Origin of the sequence: Microbacterium ulmi, from assembly GCF_011759705.1 — a bacterium.
Classification (GTDB): domain Bacteria; phylum Actinomycetota; class Actinomycetes; order Actinomycetales; family Microbacteriaceae; genus Microbacterium; species Microbacterium ulmi.
In genome coordinates, this window is sequence record NZ_JAAOZF010000001.1 from 136,189 (window position 1) to 155,754 (window position 19,566).

General features: G+C 72.4%; 18 protein-coding genes. 8 read left to right on the forward strand and 10 right to left on the reverse strand.

Annotated features, from left to right (window positions below):
• Positions 1–27: 27 nt before the first annotated feature.
• The 7 genes from FHS08_RS00655 (at position 28) to FHS08_RS00685 (ending at position 7,818) form a co-directional block, all read left to right on the forward strand.
• Positions 28–1,215, forward strand: coding sequence for an ROK family protein (locus tag FHS08_RS00655; RefSeq protein WP_170283268.1), 1,188 nt, complete (start codon positions 28–30; stop codon positions 1,213–1,215).
• Entirely contained in the window at positions 1,212–2,258 is a 1,047-nt protein-coding gene (locus tag FHS08_RS00660; protein ID WP_167034533.1) for a substrate-binding domain-containing protein, read from the forward strand. The genes FHS08_RS00655 and FHS08_RS00660 overlap by 4 nt, the downstream gene beginning before the upstream one ends.
• Positions 2,259–2,321: 63 nt before the next feature.
• Positions 2,322–3,155 (forward strand): ATP-binding cassette domain-containing protein, encoded by an 834-nt coding sequence (locus FHS08_RS00665; RefSeq protein WP_167039470.1) that lies wholly within the window; start codon positions 2,322–2,324, stop codon positions 3,153–3,155.
• The gene (locus tag FHS08_RS00670; RefSeq protein WP_167034535.1) at positions 3,152–4,360 is read left to right on the forward strand and encodes an ABC transporter permease subunit; all 1,209 of its coding nucleotides are present in this window, start codon (positions 3,152–3,154) and stop codon (positions 4,358–4,360) included. Before FHS08_RS00665 ends, FHS08_RS00670 begins: the two co-directional genes overlap by 4 nt.
• Positions 4,361–4,521: 161 nt before the next feature.
• On the forward strand, positions 4,522–5,595 hold the full coding sequence (locus FHS08_RS00675) for a sugar ABC transporter substrate-binding protein (protein ID WP_243847172.1): 1,074 nt from the start codon (positions 4,522–4,524) through the stop codon (positions 5,593–5,595).
• 151 nt (positions 5,596–5,746) lie between these two features.
• The gene (locus FHS08_RS00680) at positions 5,747–6,553 is read left to right on the forward strand and encodes an ATP-binding cassette domain-containing protein (RefSeq protein WP_167034537.1); all 807 of its coding nucleotides are present in this window, start codon (positions 5,747–5,749) and stop codon (positions 6,551–6,553) included.
• A complete protein-coding gene (locus FHS08_RS00685; protein WP_167034539.1) occupies positions 6,550–7,818 on the forward strand; it encodes a sugar ABC transporter permease in 1,269 nt (422 codons plus the stop codon). Before FHS08_RS00680 ends, FHS08_RS00685 begins: the two co-directional genes overlap by 4 nt.
• A gap of 33 nt (positions 7,819–7,851) precedes the next feature.
• Here FHS08_RS00685 and FHS08_RS00690 read toward each other — a convergent pair whose 3' ends face one another.
• The gene (locus FHS08_RS00690; protein WP_167034548.1) at positions 7,852–8,565 is read right to left on the reverse strand and encodes an NAD-dependent deacylase; all 714 of its coding nucleotides are present in this window, start codon (positions 8,563–8,565) and stop codon (positions 7,852–7,854) included.
• Positions 8,566–8,579: 14 nt separating this feature from the next.
• Between FHS08_RS00690 and FHS08_RS00695 the strand changes: the two genes are divergently transcribed.
• Complete coding sequence (locus tag FHS08_RS00695) at positions 8,580–9,872, forward strand: DUF4921 family protein (RefSeq protein ID WP_167034550.1); 1,293 nt, start codon at positions 8,580–8,582, stop codon at positions 9,870–9,872.
• On the opposite strand, the gene FHS08_RS00700 is transcribed toward FHS08_RS00695, so the two are convergent.
• The 9 genes from FHS08_RS00700 to FHS08_RS00740 form a co-directional block, all read right to left on the reverse strand.
• The gene (locus FHS08_RS00700; RefSeq protein ID WP_167034552.1) at positions 9,860–10,492 is read right to left on the reverse strand and encodes an alpha/beta fold hydrolase; all 633 of its coding nucleotides are present in this window, start codon (positions 10,490–10,492) and stop codon (positions 9,860–9,862) included. The genes FHS08_RS00695 and FHS08_RS00700 overlap by 13 nt on opposite strands.
• Entirely contained in the window at positions 10,489–12,015 is a 1,527-nt protein-coding gene (locus FHS08_RS00705; RefSeq protein ID WP_167034553.1) for an ATP-dependent DNA ligase, read from the reverse strand. Before FHS08_RS00705 ends, FHS08_RS00700 begins: the two co-directional genes overlap by 4 nt.
• Positions 12,016–12,054: 39 nt before the next feature.
• Entirely contained in the window at positions 12,055–13,032 is a 978-nt protein-coding gene (locus FHS08_RS00710; protein ID WP_341800276.1) for an epimerase, read from the reverse strand.
• A complete protein-coding gene (locus FHS08_RS00715) occupies positions 13,029–13,802 on the reverse strand; it encodes an LLM class flavin-dependent oxidoreductase (protein ID WP_167034555.1) in 774 nt (257 codons plus the stop codon). Before FHS08_RS00715 ends, FHS08_RS00710 begins: the two co-directional genes overlap by 4 nt.
• 263 nt (positions 13,803–14,065) lie before the next feature.
• The gene (locus tag FHS08_RS00720) at positions 14,066–14,947 is read right to left on the reverse strand and encodes an LLM class flavin-dependent oxidoreductase (RefSeq protein WP_167034557.1); all 882 of its coding nucleotides are present in this window, start codon (positions 14,945–14,947) and stop codon (positions 14,066–14,068) included.
• A 76-nt stretch (positions 14,948–15,023) separates the two neighbouring features.
• Entirely contained in the window at positions 15,024–17,579 is a 2,556-nt protein-coding gene (locus FHS08_RS00725; protein WP_167034559.1) for an ATP-dependent Clp protease ATP-binding subunit, read from the reverse strand.
• Between the two features lie 136 nt (positions 17,580–17,715).
• Entirely contained in the window at positions 17,716–18,588 is an 873-nt protein-coding gene (locus FHS08_RS00730; RefSeq protein WP_167034561.1) for a hypothetical protein, read from the reverse strand.
• Positions 18,585–18,998, reverse strand: coding sequence for a MarR family winged helix-turn-helix transcriptional regulator (locus tag FHS08_RS00735; RefSeq protein WP_167034563.1), 414 nt, complete (start codon positions 18,996–18,998; stop codon positions 18,585–18,587). The genes FHS08_RS00730 and FHS08_RS00735 overlap by 4 nt, the downstream gene beginning before the upstream one ends.
• Positions 18,999–19,062: 64 nt before the next feature.
• On the reverse strand, positions 19,063–19,536 hold the full coding sequence (locus tag FHS08_RS00740; protein WP_167034565.1) for a MarR family winged helix-turn-helix transcriptional regulator: 474 nt from the start codon (positions 19,534–19,536) through the stop codon (positions 19,063–19,065).
• Between the last annotated feature and the right edge of the window lie 30 nt (positions 19,537–19,566).

Below are 19,566 nucleotides of genomic sequence, written 5' to 3' on the forward strand. Positions count from 1 at the left end.
TTCGGCCCGTCGGGTACAGTGTCGATCGTGGTCAGCCGGAACACACCGCCCGGCTCGCAGTCGTCGCTGCGCGAGGCGAACAGAGCACGCTTGGTCGAGTCGCTCAAGCGCCATGGGCGCCTGACGCAGATCGAGCTGGCCGGGAGCACGGGTCTCTCGCCCGCGACGGTGTCGAACATCGTCAAGGAGCTCACGGCCTCCGGCATCCTGCACACGTCGTTCACGTCCCGCAGCGGCCGCCGCGCGACCCTCGTGTCGCTCGCCCGCCAGGTGGGCCTCGTCGCGGGCGTCCACTTCTCGACGCGACAGCTGCGGATCGCGATCGCGGACGCGACGCGCACGATCGTCTCCGAGACCTCGATCCCCCTCGCGCCGGGGCATCGGCACGACGCCGAGCTCGACCGGCTGAGCATCCTGCTGGGCGACATGATGGAGTCGCTGGGCGGCTCGCTCGGCGATCTGCTCGCGGTCGGGATCGGCCTGCCGGCGCCGATCGACCCCCGCACGGGCAAGATCTCCACGCCCGGACTCCTTCCCGGCTGGGAGGGCGTCGACGTCGCGGAGAGCCTCGGCGCCCGCATCGAGCGGCCCGCGTTCGTCGACAGCGAGGCGAACCTCGGCGGCCTCGCCGAGGCGCGTGAGGGCAGCGGGCGGACGGCGTCGTCGTCGGTGTTCATCCGCGTCGGCCACACGATCAGCGCGGGCCTCATCGTCGGCGGAGACCTGTTCCGCAGCGTGAGCGGCAAGACGGGCCAGATCGGCCACATGACGATCGACGAGAACGGGCCCATCTGCCGCTGCGGCAATCGCGGCTGCCTCGAGACGTACGCGTCCGGCCCCGCGCTGCTGGCGCTGTTCCCCGAGAGCGAGGGGATGCAGCGGCTCGGCGACCTGCTCACGGCGGCCGACGACGGCGTCGGGTCGGCGTTGCGCGTCATCGCCGATGCAGGACGGCACATCGGCATCGCGGCGGCGAGCCTGTGCAACCTCTTCGATCCCGAGCTGATCGTCGTGGGCGGCGAGATCGCGCAGGCGGGCGAGATCCTCATGGCCCCCATGCGGCACGCCCTCGAGAGGTCGGCGCTCGCGGCGACGGGAGGCCTCCCCGAGATCGTCGGCGCCTCCTTCGGGGAGTGGGCCGAGACGCGCGGAGCGATAGCCATGGCCCTCGACCACGTGACCGTCGACGCCGACGTCATCGCGTTCACGGCATGAGGCGGCTGATCGCACTCGCCGTCACCGTCTGCCTCGCCGCCGGTGCGCTCGCGGGCTGCGCGCAGCGCGGGAGCAGCGGGTTCGCCCCGATCGCGCTCCTGCTGCCCGACAAGAAGACGGCGCGGTACGAGACGTTCGACAGACCCGTCTTCGAGGCGCGCGTGAAGGAGCTCGGCGACTACGACGTGCTGTACGCGAACGCGGATCAGGATGCCGCGAAGCAGCAGCAGCAGGCGGAGTCCGCGCTCGCGGCCGGCGCCGGCGTGCTCGTCCTCGACCCCGTCGACGCGAAGGCCGCGGTCACGATCGTCAACTCCGCCAACGCGCAGGGCGTTCCGGTCATCGCCTACGACCGGCTCGTCGCGGGTGGCGAGCTGGCGTTCTACGTCTCGTTCGACAACGTGCACGTGGGAGAGCTGCAGGCGCAGGCCCTCGTCGACGCGCTCGAGTCGCGCGGACGGCCGGCGGGCGGCATCCTCATGGTCAACGGCTCCCCCACCGACAGCAATGCGGCGCTCTTCCGCGAGGGCGCCGAGAGGGTCATCGACGGGAGCGGACTGCGCGTCCTCGCGTCGTACGACACGCCGGACTGGAGCCCCGACAAGGCCCAGGAGTGGGTCGCAGGGCAGATCGCGCAGTTCGGCGACGCGATCGAGGGCGTCTACGCGGCCAACGACGGCACGGCCAGCGGCGCCGTCGCGGCGCTGAGGGCGGCGGATGCCTCGCCCTTCCCGATCGTGACGGGACAGGATGCCGAGCTCACGGCGATCCAGCGCATCGTCGCGGGCGACCAGTACATGACGGTGTACAAGGCCCTCAAGCCGCAGGCCCGCCTCGCCGCGGAGATCGCCGTCGACCTCCTGCACGGTCGCGGCGTGACGGGCGACCTCGAGGTCGACGGCACACCCGCCGTCCTCCTCACGCCCGTCGCCGTCACGATCGACCGCATCATGGATACCGTCGTCGCAGACGGATTCTGGACCGTCGCCGACATCTGCACCCCCGACTACGCGGCCGCATGCGACGCCGCGGGCATCCTGTAAGGACGACACGTGACGATCGTGCCCCCCTCCCGCGTCGGACGCGTCAGAGACCGCGTCCTCACGATGCGCGGCATCGAGAAGCACTTCGGCGCCGTCAAGGCCCTGACCGACGTCGACTTCTGGGTGAGCGAGGGCGAGGTGGTCGCCCTCGTCGGCGACAACGGCGCCGGCAAGTCCACGCTCGTCAAGGTGCTCGCGGGAGTCCACCCGCCCGACGCGGGGACGATCGAGTTCGACGGCGAGACCGTGCAGATCGGGAGCCCCGCCGATGCGCAGGATCTCGGGATCGCGACGGTGTTCCAGGACCTCGCGCTGTGCGACAACCTCGACGTCGTCGCGAACCTGTGGCTCGGCCGCGAGCTCACGCAGGAGGGACAGCTCGACGAGGTCGGGATGGAACGGCGCACGTGGGCGCTGCTGCGCGAGCTCGCGGCGAAGGTGCCCTCCGTGCGCATCCCCGTCGCGTCGCTGTCGGGCGGGCAGCGGCAGACCGTCGCGATCGCCCGGTCGCTCATCGGCGAGCCCCGCATCGTGATCCTCGACGAGCCGACCGCCGCTCTCGGCGTCGCGCAGACGGCCGAGGTGCTCAACCTCATCGAGCGGCTGCGCGAGCGCGGCCACGGCGTCGTCCTCATCAGTCACAACATGGCCGACGTCATGGCGGTCGCCGATCGCGTCGTCGTGCTGCGGCTGGGTCGCAACAACGGCGAGTACAACGCCGCCGACGTCACGAGCGAGACGCTCATCGCGGCCATCACGGGCGCCATCGACAACTCCGTCAGCCGGCGCGCGAGCGAGCAGCGTCGCGCCGACGAGGCCCAGCCCGCAGCGACGGAGGGCACCGTCATCCCGCTTCCCGCGCGTGGCCGCCGCCCCGGGGACGGCGGCGGCTCGTGAGCGTCGAACCCGCGGAGGGCGAAGGCCTGCGCGGCACCGCACAGCGCGTGTGGGCCCGCATCAAGGGCGGCGACCTGGGTCCGCTCCCCGTCGTCCTGGGGCTCGCGGTCATCTGGACGGTGTTCCAGATCCTCAACCCCGTGTTCCTGTCGAGCCGCAACCTCGTCGATCTCACGATGCAGTGCGCCGCGATCGGGACGATCGCGCTCGGCATCGTCCTCGTGCTGCTGCTGGGCGAGATCGACCTCTCGGTCGGCTCGGTGTCGGGGCTTGCCGCCGCCGTCCTCGCCGTGACGTTCGTGCAGCTGCGCTGGCCGTCGGTCCTCGCGGTCGTCGCGGCGGTCGGCGCCGGATGCCTCGTCGGGCTGCTCTACGGGTTCCTGTACACGCGGTTCGGGCTCCCCAGCTTCGTCATCACGCTCGCGGGACTCCTCGGCTTCCTCGGGCTCCAGCTCTGGGTCCTCGGCGACGCGGGCTCGATCAACCTCCCGTTCGACTCGGCGCTCGTGGAGTTCGCGCAGCACTGGTTCCTTCCGCCGTGGGCCGCCTACACGCTCGTCGCGCTCGCGGTCGCCGCGTTCACCTGGACGATCGTGCGGCGTGCGCGGCGGCGCGCGGCGGCCGACCTGGAGAGCCAGGGGTATCGCGAGATCGCGGTGCGCAGCGGGCTCCTACTGGCGTTCCTGCTCGTCGCGACGTGGTACCTCAACCAGTCGCGCGGTGTCGGCGTCATGTTCCTGTTCTTCCTCGTGCTCGTCGTTGTGCTGCACATCCTGCTGACGCGCACCCGATGGGGACGGGCCGTGTACGCGGTCGGAGGCTCCGTGGAGGCCGCCCGCCGCGCCGGCATCCGCGTCGACCGCATCTACCTGTCGGTGTTCGCGCTCTGCTCGAGCCTCGCCGCCGTCGGCGGTGTGCTCGCGGCCGCGCGCCTGGCCGCCGCGAACCAGAGCTCGGGCGCGGGCGACACGAACCTCAACGCGATCGCCGCCGCCGTCATCGGCGGTGCCTCGCTGTTCGGCGGGCGCGGCTCGGCGTTCGCCGCGCTGCTCGGCGTCATCGTCATCCAGTCGATCTCGTCGGGCCTGACCCTCCTGAACCTCAACTCGTCGGTGCAGTTCATGGTGACGGGCGTCGTGCTCGTGCTCGCCGTGACGATCGACTCGATCTCGCGCCGGACGCGCGCCGCGACGGGACGCGCCTGAATCGAATCCATTCGACGCGTGAGTTCAGGTGTCGAACACCGAACAGCAGTAGTCAAAGCGTTATGTTCAAGTCTTGACGACATGATTCGAACTCGAAAGGATCGTCGTCAGCGCGATGTGCACCAGCATCCTGTATCGCGGATTTCAATGATGAAAGGCGAATGATGAAGAAGTCATCTCTGCTTGCCGCAGCCGCAGTCGGCGGCGCGGCAGCACTCCTGCTGTCCGGCTGTGCCGGCGGCGGCACGGCGACCCCCGACGACGGCGGAGACGCCAGCAACCGTGCGTGCGTCATCCTCCCCGACGCGGCGTCGTCTCCCCGCTGGGAGAACCTCGACCGCCCGTTCCTGCAGGACGGTCTGGAGGCCGCCGGCTTCGAGGTCGACATCCAGAACTCGCAGGCCGACGTCAACAAGTTCACGACGATCGCCGACCAGCAGCTCACGCAGGGCTGCAACATCATGCTCCTCGTCGACTACCAGGGCGCGGCCGAGGCCGTGGCCGCCAAGGCCAAGGCAGAGGGGATCCCGGTCATCGCCTACGACCGGCCGTTCTCAGGCGCCGACGCCTACGTGTCCTTCGACAACGTCGAGGTCGGCCGCCTGCAGGGCCAGATCGTCCTCGACGGGCTCGAGGCGAAGGGCGTCGCGCCCGCCGACGCGGTCGTCGTCTACATCGGCGGCGACCCGACCGACGGCAACGCGGGCATGTTCCACGAAGGCGCCGACGAGGTGCTGTCGGCTGCCGGCATCAGCCCGGCCGCCGAGCCCGACGGGGCGTGGGACCAGACGAAGTCGCAGACGAACTTCGAGCAGGCCCTCACGGCTCTCAACGGACACGTCGACGGCGTGTGGGCCGCGAACGACACGAATGCGGCAGGCGTCATCAAGGTGCTGCAGGACAACGACCTGAAGGGCGTCGCCGTCTCGGGTCAGGACGCGAACGTCGCCGGCCTGCAGAACATCCTGCTCGGCTGGCAGACGGGCACGGTGTGGAAGCCGGTCAAGGATCTCGCCGAGAAGGCCGTCGAGGTCGCCACGACCCTCGTGAACGGCGACGAGGTGCAGGCCGACGCCCAGCTCGATGACGGCACGCCGTACATCCAGGCCACGCCGATCTCGGTCGGACCGGACCAGGTCAAGGACGTCATCGCGGCCGGCGGGTACGCGACCTTCGACGAGGTCTGCACGGCAGACGTCGCCGCCGCCTGCGCGGAGTTCGGCGTCACGAAGTAGCCCGACCCGAGGGGGCGCCGCGTCCGACCAGGAGGCGGCGCCCCCTCCTCATCCCGACCTCGGCCACGATGCGCGGCGATCCGCCGCGCGGCACATGGGATCTCCGGGGATACGATTCCCCGAGATCGGTCCTCATCGCAAGGAAGCGAACATGCCAGATACGATCACCGACGCCGAGCCGATCATCGAGCTCGTCGGCGTGAAGAAGTCATTCGGCCCCGTCAGCGTGCTCAAGGGGGTCGATCTCAAGGTCTACCCGGGCAAGGTCACGGCCCTCGTGGGCGACAACGGCGCCGGCAAGTCCACCCTCATCAAAGGTCTCGCGGGAGTCCAGCCCTACGACGAGGGCGAAGTCCGCGTCGACGGCGAGCACCGCGACCTGCACGCTCCGCGGGATGCCTCGTCCCTCGGGATCGAGGTCGTGTACCAGGACCTCGCCCTGTGCGACAACCTCGACATCGTGCAGAACATGTTCCTCGGCCGCGAGGAGCTGACCTTCGGAACGTTCGACGAGGGCCGCATGGAGAAGGACGCGTCCGACACCCTCCGCTCCCTCTCCGTGCGCACCGTCAAGTCGGTGCGCCAGAAGGTCTCGTCGCTGTCGGGCGGTCAGCGCCAGACGGTCGCGATCGCCCGCGCCGTCCTGAAGAAGGCGCGGGTCGTGATCCTCGACGAGCCCACGGCCGCGCTCGGCGTCGCGCAGACGGAGCAGGTCCTGCATCTCGTCGAGCGTCTGGCTGCGCAGGGCGTCGCCGTCATCCTCATCAGCCACAACCTCGCCGACGTCTTCGCCGTCGCCGACGACATCGCGGTCCTCTACCTCGGGCAGATGGTCGCGCAGATCGCGACGAAGGAGACGACCCGCGACGACGTCGTCGGCTACATCACGGGCACCAAGACCCTCGGCGGCGTCGAGCACATCGGCACGTCCACGATCGTGACAGGAGGCGCGGCATGAGCGTCGAGACCACCCGGACCGCCGCTGCGCCCGATCCCGCCGTCAGCGACCTCATCGGAAGCGGCGTCGAAGGCGGACTCGCCGACCAGATCCAGGCCTGGTGGCAGCGCGTGCGCGGCGGCGACATGGGAGCCCTCCCCGCGATCGGCGGACTGGTCGTGCTCGCGATCCTGTTCTCGGCGCTGAGCCCGTTCTTCCTCACGGAGCGCAACTTCGCCAACCTCCTCAACCAGGCGGCGACGCTCGTCGTGCTCGGCATGGCGCTCGTGTTCGTCCTGCTGCTCGGCGAGATCGACCTGTCCGCGGGCGTGACGGGCGGCGTCGCGATGGCGATCTTCGTCTCGCTCATCGCCCAGTTCGGGCTGCCGTGGCCGCTCGCGCTCGTCATCGCGTTCACGTTCGGCATCGGCACGGGCGCCCTCATCGGATTCTTCGTCGCGAGAGTCGGCATCCCGTCGTTCGTCGTGACGCTGGGCCTGTTTCTCGGGTTCCAGGGCCTCGCGCTCATCATCATCGGCCCCGGCGGCCTCTACCGCCTGCAGGTCCCCGAGCTCATCGCGCTGCAGAACGGCAACCTGCCCGTGTGGGGAGGATGGGTGATGCTGCTCGTCATGCTCCTCATCTCCGGCGGCATGTCCTTCTGGGACCGCGCGCGCCGCGCGCGTGCGGGCGTGCCCAACCGGGCGATCTCGCTCGTGTGGATCAAGCTCGCCGCCATCGCGCTCGTCGGAGGCGCGTTCGTGTACGTGCTGAACCAGGACCGCGGGCAGGTCAATCCCGTCGAGGGCGTTCCGGTCATCGTGCCCGTCGTGCTCGTCATCCTGTGGATCGGCACATTCGTGCTCGACCGGACGAAGTTCGGCAGGTACGTCTACGCGATCGGCGGGAACGCCGAGGCCGCGCGCCGCTCGGGCGTCAAGGTGCGCTGGGTCAAGTGGTGGGCCTTCGTCATCTGCTCGGCGCTCGCCGTCGTGTCGTCGCTGTTCGCGGTGTCGCGCGTGGGCTCGGTCGACGCGACCGTCGGGCGCGACATCGTGCTGAGCGGCGTCGCAGCCGCGGTCGTGGGCGGCGTGAGCCTCTTCGGCGGCAGGGGCCGGCTCGTCCATGCCGCGATCGGCGCTCTCGTGATCGCCGTCATCACCAACGGCCTGGGCCTGCTCAAGCTGCCCTCGGGCTTCAACCTGCTGGTCACGGGCGGCGTCCTGATCCTCGCCGCGACCGTCGACGCCCTGTCGCGGCTGCGAGGAGGCCAGACCCGCACCTGATCCGTCTCGGATCGCCGGAGCCGCCTCGTCCCCTCAGGGCCGGGGCGGCTCCGCGCTGCGGGCGGCGAGCACGTCGTCGACCCACCCGGGAACGACGGTCGTCGCGGGACCCGCGCGCACCTCGTCGAACGGGACGACGGCGTCGCTCGGCACGAGGGTGAGCTCGACGGTGCGCGCCCCGAACGCGGCCGCGAGCGCGACGTACCCCGCCGCGGGATACACTGCGCCCGACGTCCCGATCGAGACGAACACGTCGCATGCCACGATCGCCTGCTCGATGCGGTCGAGCCCGTACGGCAGCTCGCCGAACCAGACGACGTCGGGGCGCAGCATCCGCTCTCCGCACTCGGGGCACGCCGGGCGGTCGGCGAGGTCGCCCGACCACCCGGGTCGCGCGCCGCACGCGCCGCACAGGGCACGGAGCAGCTCGCCGTGCATGTGCACGAGGTTGCGGCTGCCGGCCCTCTCGTGCAGGTCGTCGACGTTCTGGGTCACGACCAGCAGGCCGTCGCCGAGGGCCCCCTCGAGGCGTGCGAGAGCGCGGTGCGCCGCATTCGGCGCGACGGATGCCGCGACCCGCCGCCTCTCGTCGTAGAAGCGCAGCACCAGGTCGGGGTCCGTCTCGAAGCCGTCCGGCGTCGCGACGGCCTCGACGCGGTGCCCCTCCCACAGCCCGTCCGCGGCGCGGAAGGTGGGGATGCCGCTCTCGGCCGAGATGCCGGCTCCCGTCAGCACGACGATCCGCATGGCACCATTGTCGCGTGAGCGACGGCGCAGCCACCACGTCCCCCCTGACCCGCCTTCCCGACGGGACGGTGAAGCAGCTGAGCCCCCTCACCGGCACGCGCGTGTGGACCGTCCCCGGCCGCGCGAGCCGTCCTATCGCGATGGATCGCGCGGCGCCGCGCAGACTCGAACCGGGCGAGGCGACCCGGCTGTGCGCGTTCTGCCAGGACCGCTACCTCGAGACGACTCCCGAGAAGTCACGGCTCGTCGGCCCGGACCACGAAGAGCTGCGGCACGTGCCTGCGTCCGCGCTGTACGACACCGTCGCGCGGTTCCGCCGGTTCGGCAATCTGTTCGAGATCGTGTCGGCGGAGTACTGGCGCGAGAACCATGGGTTCCGCCAGCCGTCGTGGGTCGTCGACTGGGCGCGCGACTATCTGCAGGATCCCGCGGGCCGCGCCCACATCGAGCGGCTCGCCGCCGTGCGCGCCGCCGCGGGAGGCGAGGCGCAGAGCCTGGAGGAGTCCGCACTCGATCTCGTGGGCGGGTCGCACGACGTCGTGGTCGCACGCCGTCACGTCGTCGACGACGCCGAGACCGATCATCAGCTCGTCTCGTCGGGGGTGCTCACGCCCGACGAGCACGGCGCGTACGTCGCCTTCGCGGTGCGCTCGCTCGCCGAGATCGCGGCGGCGCAGCCCCACGCCGCCTACGTCGCCGTGTTCCAGAACTGGCTGCGCCCCGCCGGCGCGTCGTTCGAGCACCTGCACAAGCAACTCGTCGCGATCGACGAGCACGGACCGCAGACCGATCACGAGCTGCGGCTGCTCGCGGGAGACCGCGCGCTCTATCAGCATGCGATCGCCGACCTGGCGATGCGCGAGCGCCTGATCGTCGCGGCCAACGACGGCGCCGTCGCGATCGCCGGGGTCGGGCACCGATTCCCCGCGTTCGAGGTCTACTCGACATCGACCGCGAATCTCCCGCAGGAGCACACGCCTGCGCAGATCCGCGCCGTCAGCGATCTGCTGCACGCGCTCCACGCCGCGACCGGGGTGCATGTGCCGACGAACGAGGAATGGCACTATCGGCCGCCGGGAGCCGCATGGCCCATGCCGTGGCGGGTCGTGCTGAAGTGGCGCATCTCGACGCCCGCCGGCTTCGAGGGCGGCACGAAGATCTACGTCAACACGATCGACCCCTGGGAGCTGCGCAGGCGCGCCGTCGCAGCCCTCGCCGAGCTGCGAGCGGAGGGTCGGCTCGGCGACGGCATCCGCGTGGGCGACGAGTGCACCTCCGACGACGCACGGCTGCGCTACATGGAGTGACCTCGGCCCGGCCGAGCCTGCGTGCCCGGCGCCGTGTGCGCGAGGACCCGCTCCCACACGACGCCGAGCGCGAGGCGCGCGTCGGCGCCCTCGGAGGGAGGGGGGACGATCTCGACCCGGGCGGAAGGAAGGCGGGCGCGATGCCACTCGGCCGCGGCGGCCGCGGCGTCGGGGTCGTGCTCGCCGACGAGGATGAGGGTCTGCGCCGAGACGCCCGCAAGCGTGCGCTGCTCCTCCTCACGGTCGAGGGGACCCTCGGGCTCGGGGACGGCGACGAGCGCGAGGCGGTCGACGCGGTCGGCGAGGACGGCGGCCAGATGCACCGCGACCTCGCCCGCGCCCCCGACGCCGACGAGTCCGAAGCGGCCCTCCGCCGCGACGTCGTCCATGAGCTCGACGAGGGCCTTCACCGTCACGGCGGCCGGCGTCTCGCCCCCGTACGCGCCGGGCTCGGCGACCTCGGCGTCGTCGACGCGGACCGCGACGAGCCGGACGTCCCGCGTGCGCGTCACCGTGACGTCGGGGTCTGTCGTCGCGAGGGCGCCTTCGCGGAGCACGACGACCGTGCCGTCGGCATCGGGCGAGCCGAGGCTCGCGTACTCGATGCGGGTCATCGTCACGACGCACCTCCGGGAAGCAGCGCACGCAGGGCCTGGATCGTGTCGGCCTCGTCCGGCCGCTTGTCTGGACGATACGCCTTCACGCGGGCGAAGCGCAGGGCGACGCCGCCCGGATACCGCGACGAGCGCTGCACGCCGTCGATCGCGATCTCGACGAGCGTCACCGGCTCGACGTGGACCGCGCTCGAGGTCCGCCGCGTCTGTATCGTCGGGAAGTACGCGGTCTGCCACCGCAGGAGCTCGTCCGTCAGTCCCTTGAAGGTCTTGCCGACCATGACGAAGCCTCCGCCGAACTCGCCCGTCTCGTCTCGCGCGCCGAGATGCAGGTTCGAGAGCCACCCCTGGCGCCGCCCCGATCCCGGCTCGACGGCCAGCACGACGAGGTCGTAGGTGTGCACGGGCTTGACCTTGATCCACGTCGCGCCGCGGCGGCCCGCCGCGTACGGCGCGTCGAGCGCCTTCACGACGACGCCTTCGTGCCCCTCGGCGAGGGCCTGCGCCGAGAGCTCCTCTCCGGCGGCGGGATCGGCGGTCTGGACTCCCGGCATGAGCCACTCGCCCGCCACCGCCGTGAGCTCGGCCCGGCGAACGCGCAGCGGCTCGTCGAGCAGGTCGCGGCCGTCGCGATGGAGCAGGTCGAAGAACCACGGACGCAGGAGCAGGTCGGATGCGGCATCCGCCCCGAAGCGCGCCATCGTGTCCTGGAACGGCCGGGGCTTTCCGTCCTCGTCGAGCGACAGCGTCTCGCCGTCGAGGATGAGCGCCTTCGCCGGCAGGGCGCGCACGATTCCGACGAGCTCCGGCACGCGATGCGTCACGTCGGCGAGGCTGCGCGTGAAGACCCGCACGTCGTCGCCCGCGCGGTGTACCTGGATGCGCGCACCGTCGAGCTTGTACTCGACGGACGCCTCCCCGACGGCCTCGACCGCCGCCGCGGCCGTCGTTCCCGTCGACGCGAGCATCGGCAGGACCGGCCGCCCGACGACGAGGCCGACCGCGGCGAGGTCGTCGGCCGAGCCCGTCAGCGCGAGCAGCGCCGTCGCGCCGAGGTCGCCCGACAGCATCGCCGCGCGCCGCACCGTCTCGGCCCGGCGGCCGGACGCCTTCGCGATCGCGTCGAGGAGCACGCCCTCGAGCGCGCCCGTGCGCAGCTCGCCGAGGAGCACGCGCGCGATGAAGTCCCACTCGACCGTCGTCGCGCGGGCCGCGAGGTCGCGCAGCGCCTGCGCGCGCTCGGCTTGCGATCCTGTACCGGATGCGGCCGCCAGCCGGTCGAGAACCGCATCGACGTCACCGAGGCGGAGCGAGGGAACGGACGCGTGCTCCACGTCGAGCGCGGCGATCCCGCGCCACCCGACCCCGAGCCGGCCCTGCCGAGGGCTCGCGGTGAGGAACCCGATGGCGGCGGGGAGCTCGTCAGGATCGATCTGGGCGAGAAGCGACGCGAGGGCGTCGATCTTCGCGAGGCGCGACGGCGTCGCGCCGACCGAGTGGACCGTGTCGACCAGCCGTGCGAGCAGCATCCTCGGATTCTCGCACCGACCGCCGACACGCGGTACGGGTCAGCGACGGCTCCAGACGTCCCGCAGGGCCGGTTCGAGATCCGGCCATGCGAACCCGTACCCCGCCTGCGTGAGGATGCCGGGAAGGACCCATCGGCTCTTGAGGACGAGCTCGGGCTCCGTGCGCAGCACCCACATCGCGGGCTCGAGCATGAATCGCGGCGCCGGCAGGCCCACCGGCATCCCGACGACGCGTCGCAGCGTCGCCATGAGCTCCGTGTTGTCGCTCGGGTGGGGCGCGGCGAGGTTCACGGGACCCTCGATCGACGCCCTGTCGCGGATGAACCGCACGGCCCCGACGACGTCGTCGACGTGGATCCAGCTGAACCGCTGCCGCCCGCGCGAGCGGTGCCATGGGGCACGGCCGTCGCCCGAGGGGTGGCGTCCGATTCCGCGGTACCGGCGATGCGGGATCCATCTCCCGTCGAGCTGCGGACCGCCGAGGCCGAACCGTGCGAGCCGGAAGAGCGTGTTCGTCGCGGGGCCGTCGCCGAGGACGATCGCCATGCGCAGCGCGACGCGCCGGGTCGCCGGGAGGTCGCCCGCGAACAGCTCGGCCTCCCAGTCCCGCGCGACGTCGACGGAGAACCCGGCGCCGAGCTCGCCGCCGGCCTCGGTCTGCGGTCGGTCCAGGGCGTACCGGTAGATCGTCGCCGTGCTCGCGTTGAGCCACAGTGAAGGCGGGGCCGCGGCATCCGTCATCGCTTCGCGCAGGGCGCGCGTCGTCGCGGTGCGCGAGCGGTGGATCTCGTCGCGATGGGCGTCCGTGTAGCGGCAGTCGACGCTCTTGCCCGCGAGGTTGACGAGGAGGTCGGCGCCGTCGACGGCGCGGCGGAGGGCGACGGGGTCGTCCCACCGGGCGTCGGGACCTGTGCGTCCGATGATCCGGAGCTCGTACCCGTCGTCGACGAGCGCGCGCCGCAGCGCGCCGCCGACGAAGCCCGAGGCGCCGGCGAGCACCGCGATCGGCCGCGTCACGCGGCGACCCGGTCTGCCGCCTGCTCGACGAAGCGCAGATAGTCTCCGATGCCGTCGCCGACGGGGATCGCCCGGAGCACGACCTCGTCCACCGCCGCGCGGTGGCGATCGAGAAGCGCGGCGGGGCTCGCCGGAGCGATGACGGTGTCGCTCGCGGCGATGCCGAGGCGCTCGAGGTTGGCGCGGTAGGCGGGGACGCGCGCGTACCGCGCGCACTCGAGGTCGAGGCGCTGCCTCGCCGCCGGGTCGAACGCCGTGCGCACGTACAGTGCGACGTGCGCGCCCGACGAGACGGCACGCGCGGCGGACGCCTGAGCGGATGCCGCCTCCGGCGTCAGCCAGCTCAGCAGGGGGCCGCCGGACGCCTCGGCGGCGAGCCGGCGCATCCTCGGCCCGAGAGCCCCGACCATGATGCCGGCTCCCGTCTCCCGCAGTGCCGCGACGCCGTCGCGGACGAGCGCGAGGGCGCCGGCCCGCGCGCCGCCCGACCCGACGCCGAGCACGAGCCGGCCGACGGGGAGCCGAAGCTGCCGGACGGTGCGCGCGATCTCGACGGGCGATCGACGATCGAGGGGAAGGACCCCGGACGCGAGCACGAGAGAATCGGTCGCCTCCGCCGCGGCGGCGAGCCCCGCGAGCGCGTCGCCGCCGGGTGTGTCGTTGACCCACAGCGCGTGGAAGCCCGAGGCCTCCGTCGCCGCGGCGATGCGCGAGATCGCCTCGGCTCCGAGCGTGCCGGCGACGCCGAGGGAGACGGATGCCTGGGCCATCCTCCGAGTCTGCCCCATGCCGTGGCGCACGTCCGCCAGGCGCAGCCCGGACCCGGCCCACGGGCGGCGTGACGGCCGCGCGGGGTACGGCGGCCGGTGTGCGGCCGCGTCTCGATCGGCGCCCGCGCGGGCACGGCCGCGTCTCGATCGGCGCCCGCGCGGGCACGGCCGTGTCTCGATCGGCGACCGGACGCGCGCGCGGTGTCTCGATCGGCGACGGGACGACCTCGGCCGGTCCTCGATCCGCGACGCACGCGCCCCGGTCACGCGACGGCGCGCGCGACCTCCCCCGCCGCCGCGTAGAACTCGCGCAGGTCGGCCTCGGCCGTGGGCAGCAGGACGACGGAGTCGACGCCCGCGCCAGCGAACCGGCGCACGACGGCGGCGACATCGCCCACGTCTCCCGCCGCGACCCGCTCGCCGGCGTCGGACGGCGCCGTCTGGCCGAACCCGGCTCCGAACTCGGCGACGGCGCGGGCCTCGGCATCCGCACCGAACGCCGTGACGAGGTACGCGACGACGTCGTGGGCGCCGCTGCGCCCGGCCGTCGCACGCGCCGTGCGGATCGCCGAGACCGCGACCGCGATCTCCTCGGCGGTGTGGCGGCTGTCGAGCACCGTGCCGTCGGCGACTTCGCCCGTGAGGACGAGCGTCTTGGGCCCCTCGGCGGCCGCGTATACGAGCGGGGACGCCGCAGGCGGCCAGTCGAGCCGGACGCCGTCGAGCGTCACGTAGGCGCCCCGCGCCCTCACCTCGCCGCCCGCGAGCAGCGTGCGCAGGGCCGGGACGTACTCGCGCATGAGCGTCAGCGGCGACGGGACTCGCGCGCCGACCTGCGCCATCCATGGCAGGACGCCGTGCCCGACGCCCGGAAGCAGCCTGCCGGGGAAGATCCGCTCGATCGTCGCGATCTCCATCGCGGTGGCCGCGACGTTGCGCAGGGGCATCGGCGCGATGCCGATCCCCACGCGCAGCCGCTCCGTCCACGCGAGGGCCGCGGATGCCGCGGCGAAGGCGGACTGGCGGAAGCAGTCCTCCCACAGCCACAGCTCGGCCACGCCGCCCTCGTCGGCGGCCCGGGCGGCGGCTCGCAGCGCCTCGGGCGGGTGCGGGTAGGGACTGAAGATCGCGCCGACGCGGGTCATGCGTCTCACCCTGCCACGCGCCCCCGACACGACGAGGCCGCCCCGCAGTGCAGGACGGCCCCGTCGGACGGGCGGGTCAGGCCGCGCGGGCGAACTCCTGCGGCACCGAGACGACGAGCGCGCCGGCCACGGCATCCACCCTCACGGCTCCGCCGTCGCCCAGCGCGCCCGTCACGAACAGGTCGGCGATGCGATCGTCGACCTCGCGCTGGATGAGCCGGCGCAGAGGACGCGCCCCGTACTCGGGCTCGTACCCGTGCTCGGCGAGCCACGCGATCGCGGCATCCGTCGTCTGGATCCTGACGTCGCGCTTCGCGAGACGGGTCTCGGTCGCGCCGAGCAGCAACCGGACGATGTCGCGCAGCTGCTCCCTGTCGAGCTTGCGGAACATCACGATCTCGTCGACGCGGTTGAGGAACTCGGGCCTCATCGCCTCGCGGAGCCTGCCCATGACGCGATCGCGCAGATCCTTCTCGCTGCCGAAGCCGGTCGCGCCTCCGCCGTCCGCGATGAACCCGATCGCCCCCGCGCGGGACGCGAGGAACTCGGACCCGAGGTTCGACGTCATGACGACGACGGTGTTGCGGAAGTCGACCGTGCGCCCCTGGCCGTCGGTGAGCCGTCCGTCGTCGAGCACCTGCAGGAGCAGGTTGAAGACGTCGGGGTGGGCCTTCTCGATCTCGTCGAACAGCACGATCGAGTACGGATTGCGCCGCACGCGCTCGGTCAGCTGCCCCGCCTCGTCGTATCCGACGTATCCGGGAGGCGCCCCGACGAGCCGCGAGACGGTGTGCCGCTCGCCGAACTCGCTCATGTCGAAGCGGATGACGGCGCCGTCGTCGTCGAACAGCGACGCCGCGAGGGCCTTCGCGAGCTCCGTCTTTCCGACGCCCGTGGGGCCGAGGAACAGGAACGACCCGACCGGCCGGTGCGCGTCGCCCATTCCCGTGCGATTGCGCCGCACGGCCCTCGCGACGGCGGCGACGGCGTCGTCCTGTCCGACGACGCGCGCGTGCAGCTCGTCCTCGAGCGAGGCCAGGCGCTCGCGCTCGGTCTCGGTGAGGCGGTTGACGGGGATGCCGGTGGCCCGGCTGATGACGGCGGCGATCTCGGGCTCGTCCACGACGGCGTCGACGCGCGCCGCGGCGCCCGTCGCCGTCGCCTCGTCGAGCCTGGACTGGACGTCGGCGATCGCGTCTCGGATGCGTGAGGCGTCCTCGTACTTCTCCGCCGACACCGCCGCGTTCTTGTCGGCCTCGAGGTCCGCGAGCCGCTGCAGGAGGGCGCTCACGTCGACCTTGGCGCCCAGGCGCAGCCGCAGCCGTGCTCCCGCCTGGTCGATCAGGTCGATCGCCTTGTCGGGGAGCACGCGCTCCGTGAGGTAGCGGTCGCCCAGCTCGACGGCGGCGCGCAGCGCGGCATCCGTGTAGACGACCGCGTGGTGCTCTTCGTAGGCCGGCGCGAGGCCGCGCAGGATCAGGACGGCGTCCTCGATCGACGGCTCCCCCACCCGGACGGGCTGGAAGCGGCGCTCGAGCGCGGGGTCCTTCTCGACGACGCGATACTCCTTGAGAGTCGTCGCGCCCACGAGGTGCAGCTCGCCGCGGGCGAGACGCGGCTTGAGGATGTTGCCTGCGTCCATCGCGCCGTCTCCCCCGCCGCCTGCGCCGACGACGGTGTGCACTTCGTCGATGAAGACGATGAGCTCGCCGCGGCGCTGCGCGATCTCGTCGAGCGTCTTCGTCAGGCGCTCCTCGAAGTCGCCGCGGTAGCGGGTGCCCGCCAGCATCGCGGGCAGGTCGAGCGAGACGACGCGCTTGCCGTGCAGCTGCTCGGGCACGGCGCCGGCGACGATCGCCCGGGCGAGGCCCTCGACGATGGCGGTCTTGCCGACGCCGGCCTCGCCGACCAGCGCGGGGTTGTTCTTGGTGCGGCGGCTGAGGATCTCGATCGTCTGCTCGATCTCGTCCTCGCGGCCGATGACGGGGTCGAGGTCGCCGGCTCCGGCGAGCGCCGTCAGATCCGTGCCGTACGCGTCGAGCATGGGGGTCTGCGACGCGGGGCCTGTCTCGGCGGCCGCTTCCCCGGTCGGCGTCACGGTCTCGCGGACGCCCTGAGTGAGCGCCTCGGCGGTGACTCCCGCCTCCGCGAGGATGCGTCCCGCGGGGGCGTCCTGACCCAGCACGAGGGCGAAGAAGAGGTGCTCGGGATCGATGTAGGTCGAGCCCGAGGAGCGGGCGACCTGGAACGCGTGGAACAGAGCGCGGTGCACGGAGGGCGTCACGACGGCGCCGTCCACGTCGGCGGGGGCGGATGCCGCGGGAAGGCGCCCCTCCGCGGCTCGTGCGATCGCCGCGGGGTCGACGCCGATGCGCCGCACGGCCTCCTTCGCGGGGTCCTCGTCGACGAGCACCCGCAGCACGTGCAGGGCGTCGAGCTCGCGCTGGCCGCGTTCGAGCGCGAACCGGCCGGCGCGCTGCAGCACGTCCTGCGTGCGGGCGCCGAGGAACCGGCTGAGGTCGATCGACCGCTCTCCGCGGGCGCGCTCGCCCGCGAGGTATCGCGCGAGGAACTCGTCGAACGCGCTGCCGCCGTCGGCGCCGTCGGTCGACGGCGTGAAGTCTTCGGGCATTCCGATGCTCTCCTGAAGGTGAAGTGGTGCGCTCAAGCCGTCTGAACTTGAGCGCTGACGTATCAACTTCAACGCGGGAGGCCCGTTGCTATTCCGAGATGACGGGGGAGATCCTCCGCACGGGTCGCGGCCGCCGTCAGGAGGGAGCGCGCAGCGCTGGATCCGGGCTGTCCCACGTCTCGATCGTCTGCACGATCCAGAACGCCGCGAACAGCGCGAGGGCCACCGCCTCGCCGAGGAAGACCGGGGAGACGCCCCACGGCTCGGGGACGGCGAACCCGACGCCCGAGGCGATCACGACGCCGAGCAGCACCAGGAGGTCGGCGAGGATGCCGAACGCGATGATCGTGTAGACCAGGCGGTACCCCGGCTCGCCCGCGCGTGCCGCGTCGAGCGCGGAGGCGAGCGCCGCGACGGCGATGAAGGCGAAGAAGGATGCCGCAGCCACGACGTGGCCCGCGCGCAGGAACGAGTCGGGCGCCAGGAGCCACCACGCCGTCGCACCCGCGATGATCGCGCCTGCGACCACGAGCGCCCAGATCGTGCGACCCGTCAGGGTGCGCTGCACGGCGGCGACGACGAGCGCCGCGACCCACCCGACGGCGCCCGTGACGACGAGGGCCGTCATGCCGTTGTGCACGGCGCCGACGAACGCGGCAGGCACGCAGGGGGCGGGCGCGCCGGCGCAGTCGACGACGAGGCCGCGCACGTCGCCGCCGAAGACGGGCGCGGGCACGATCGCGACGACGGGCGCCGCGATCGCCGCGAGATCGAGCGAGACCTGTCCGAGGCTGTGCCCCGACAGGGCGAGGAGCGCGAGGCCCACCGCGAAGACGCCCCCGACGAAGATCGGCCCCGCCGACGTATAGTACGCGGCGCTGATCGAGCCGAGGGGGCCGTTGCCCCCGATCCAGGCGGCGATCGAGACGGAGATCATGGCGACGACCCCGACGAGCGAGAGCCGCAGGTACCGATACGTGCGCTCGAGGGAGGTGCTCGCGGTCGTCACGCGCCGAACGGCTCCTCGTGCAGCCCCTGCAGGGCCCGCGACAGATCGGGGACGCCCGCCGAGAACGTCACGTCCAGCTCGTCGAGCCGCCGCTGCGCCTCGCCGAGCGCCTTCTCGCCCTTCGCCGTGACGCGCAGGTCGGAGGCGGCCCCCGCATGCGCCGTCGAGTCGGCGACGAGCCCGTCGTCGACGAGGGCGCGGACGGCCGCGTGCGCCGTCTGGACCGTGATCTGCGAGCGACGCGCGAGCTCCGAGAACGAGATGCCCGGCGTCGAGTGGACATGCGCGAGCAGCCCGTACTTGCGGGTCGTGAGACCGAGGTCCTTCAAGGCGGCGCTGAGCCGCGCGTCCCACACCGACGACACCGTCAGCAGCGAGACGACGGGGCTGAACGGCGGGCGCTCGGGCATGCGTCTCATGCTAGCCCGGGGGTCCGCATCCGCTCCGGGACGCGCGCCGCGCGCCGCCGCGGGGTCAGAACCGCGCCTCGACGATCCGCCGCAGCAGCGTGCGGAGCGTCTCGAGGTCGTCGGCGCCGAGGACCTCCGCGTAGCGCTCCTCGAGGGCTGCGATGACGCGGTCGCCCTCCGCCATGCCCGCCTCTCCGCGCGCCGTCAGCACGATCCGCTTCGCGCGGCCGTCGTCCGGATCGGGGACGCGCTCGACGTAGCCGTCGCGGATCATCGCGTTGACGACGTCCGACATCGACTGCGGCGTGACGCCCGTGCGCGCGGCGAGCTCGGTGAGGCGGCTGCCGCGCTCGCGGTCGATGTGGGCGAAGACGAGCGAGTAGGAGCGGGGCTGCGGGAAGCCCGCCTGCGCGACGGTCATCGCGATGTGCGCGCCCTGCCGCAGGAACGCCTCGCCGAGGAGGGCCGTCGTATTGGGGCGGCCCGCTCGGTCGCCGACGCTGGGAAATCGCAGTTGCGCGCTGTCGTCGCCCGTCATATATTCAGGTCTACCTGAATAAATCGGCAG

What these genes read in the sequence shown, in the direction of transcription:
- FHS08_RS00705 (WP_167034553.1), bottom strand. Translation starts at nt 12,015, where the DNA reads ATGCTGCTCGCACGGCTGGTCGACACGGTCCACTCGGTCGGCGCGACG.
- FHS08_RS00735 (WP_167034563.1), bottom strand. Translation starts at nt 18,998, where the DNA reads ATGCCCGAGCGCCCGCCGTTCAGCCCCGTCGTCTCGCTGCTGACGGTG.
- FHS08_RS00690 (WP_167034548.1), bottom strand. Translation starts at nt 8,565, where the DNA reads ATGCGGATCGTCGTGCTGACGGGAGCCGGCATCTCGGCCGAGAGCGGC.
- FHS08_RS00720 (WP_167034557.1), bottom strand. Translation starts at nt 14,947, where the DNA reads ATGACCCGCGTCGGCGCGATCTTCAGTCCCTACCCGCACCCGCCCGAG.
- FHS08_RS00725 (WP_167034559.1), bottom strand. Translation starts at nt 17,579, where the DNA reads ATGCCCGAAGACTTCACGCCGTCGACCGACGGCGCCGACGGCGGCAGC.
- FHS08_RS00715 (WP_167034555.1), bottom strand. Translation starts at nt 13,802, where the DNA reads ATGGCCCAGGCATCCGTCTCCCTCGGCGTCGCCGGCACGCTCGGAGCC.
- FHS08_RS00740 (WP_167034565.1), bottom strand. Translation starts at nt 19,536, where the DNA reads ATGACGGGCGACGACAGCGCGCAACTGCGATTTCCCAGCGTCGGCGAC.
- FHS08_RS00685 (WP_167034539.1), top strand. Translation starts at nt 6,550, where the DNA reads ATGAGCGTCGAGACCACCCGGACCGCCGCTGCGCCCGATCCCGCCGTC.
- FHS08_RS00665 (WP_167039470.1), top strand. Translation starts at nt 2,322, where the DNA reads ATGCGCGGCATCGAGAAGCACTTCGGCGCCGTCAAGGCCCTGACCGAC.
- FHS08_RS00680 (WP_167034537.1), top strand. Translation starts at nt 5,747, where the DNA reads ATGCCAGATACGATCACCGACGCCGAGCCGATCATCGAGCTCGTCGGC.
- FHS08_RS00675 (WP_243847172.1), top strand. Translation starts at nt 4,522, where the DNA reads ATGATGAAGAAGTCATCTCTGCTTGCCGCAGCCGCAGTCGGCGGCGCG.
- FHS08_RS00660 (WP_167034533.1), top strand. Translation starts at nt 1,212, where the DNA reads ATGAGGCGGCTGATCGCACTCGCCGTCACCGTCTGCCTCGCCGCCGGT.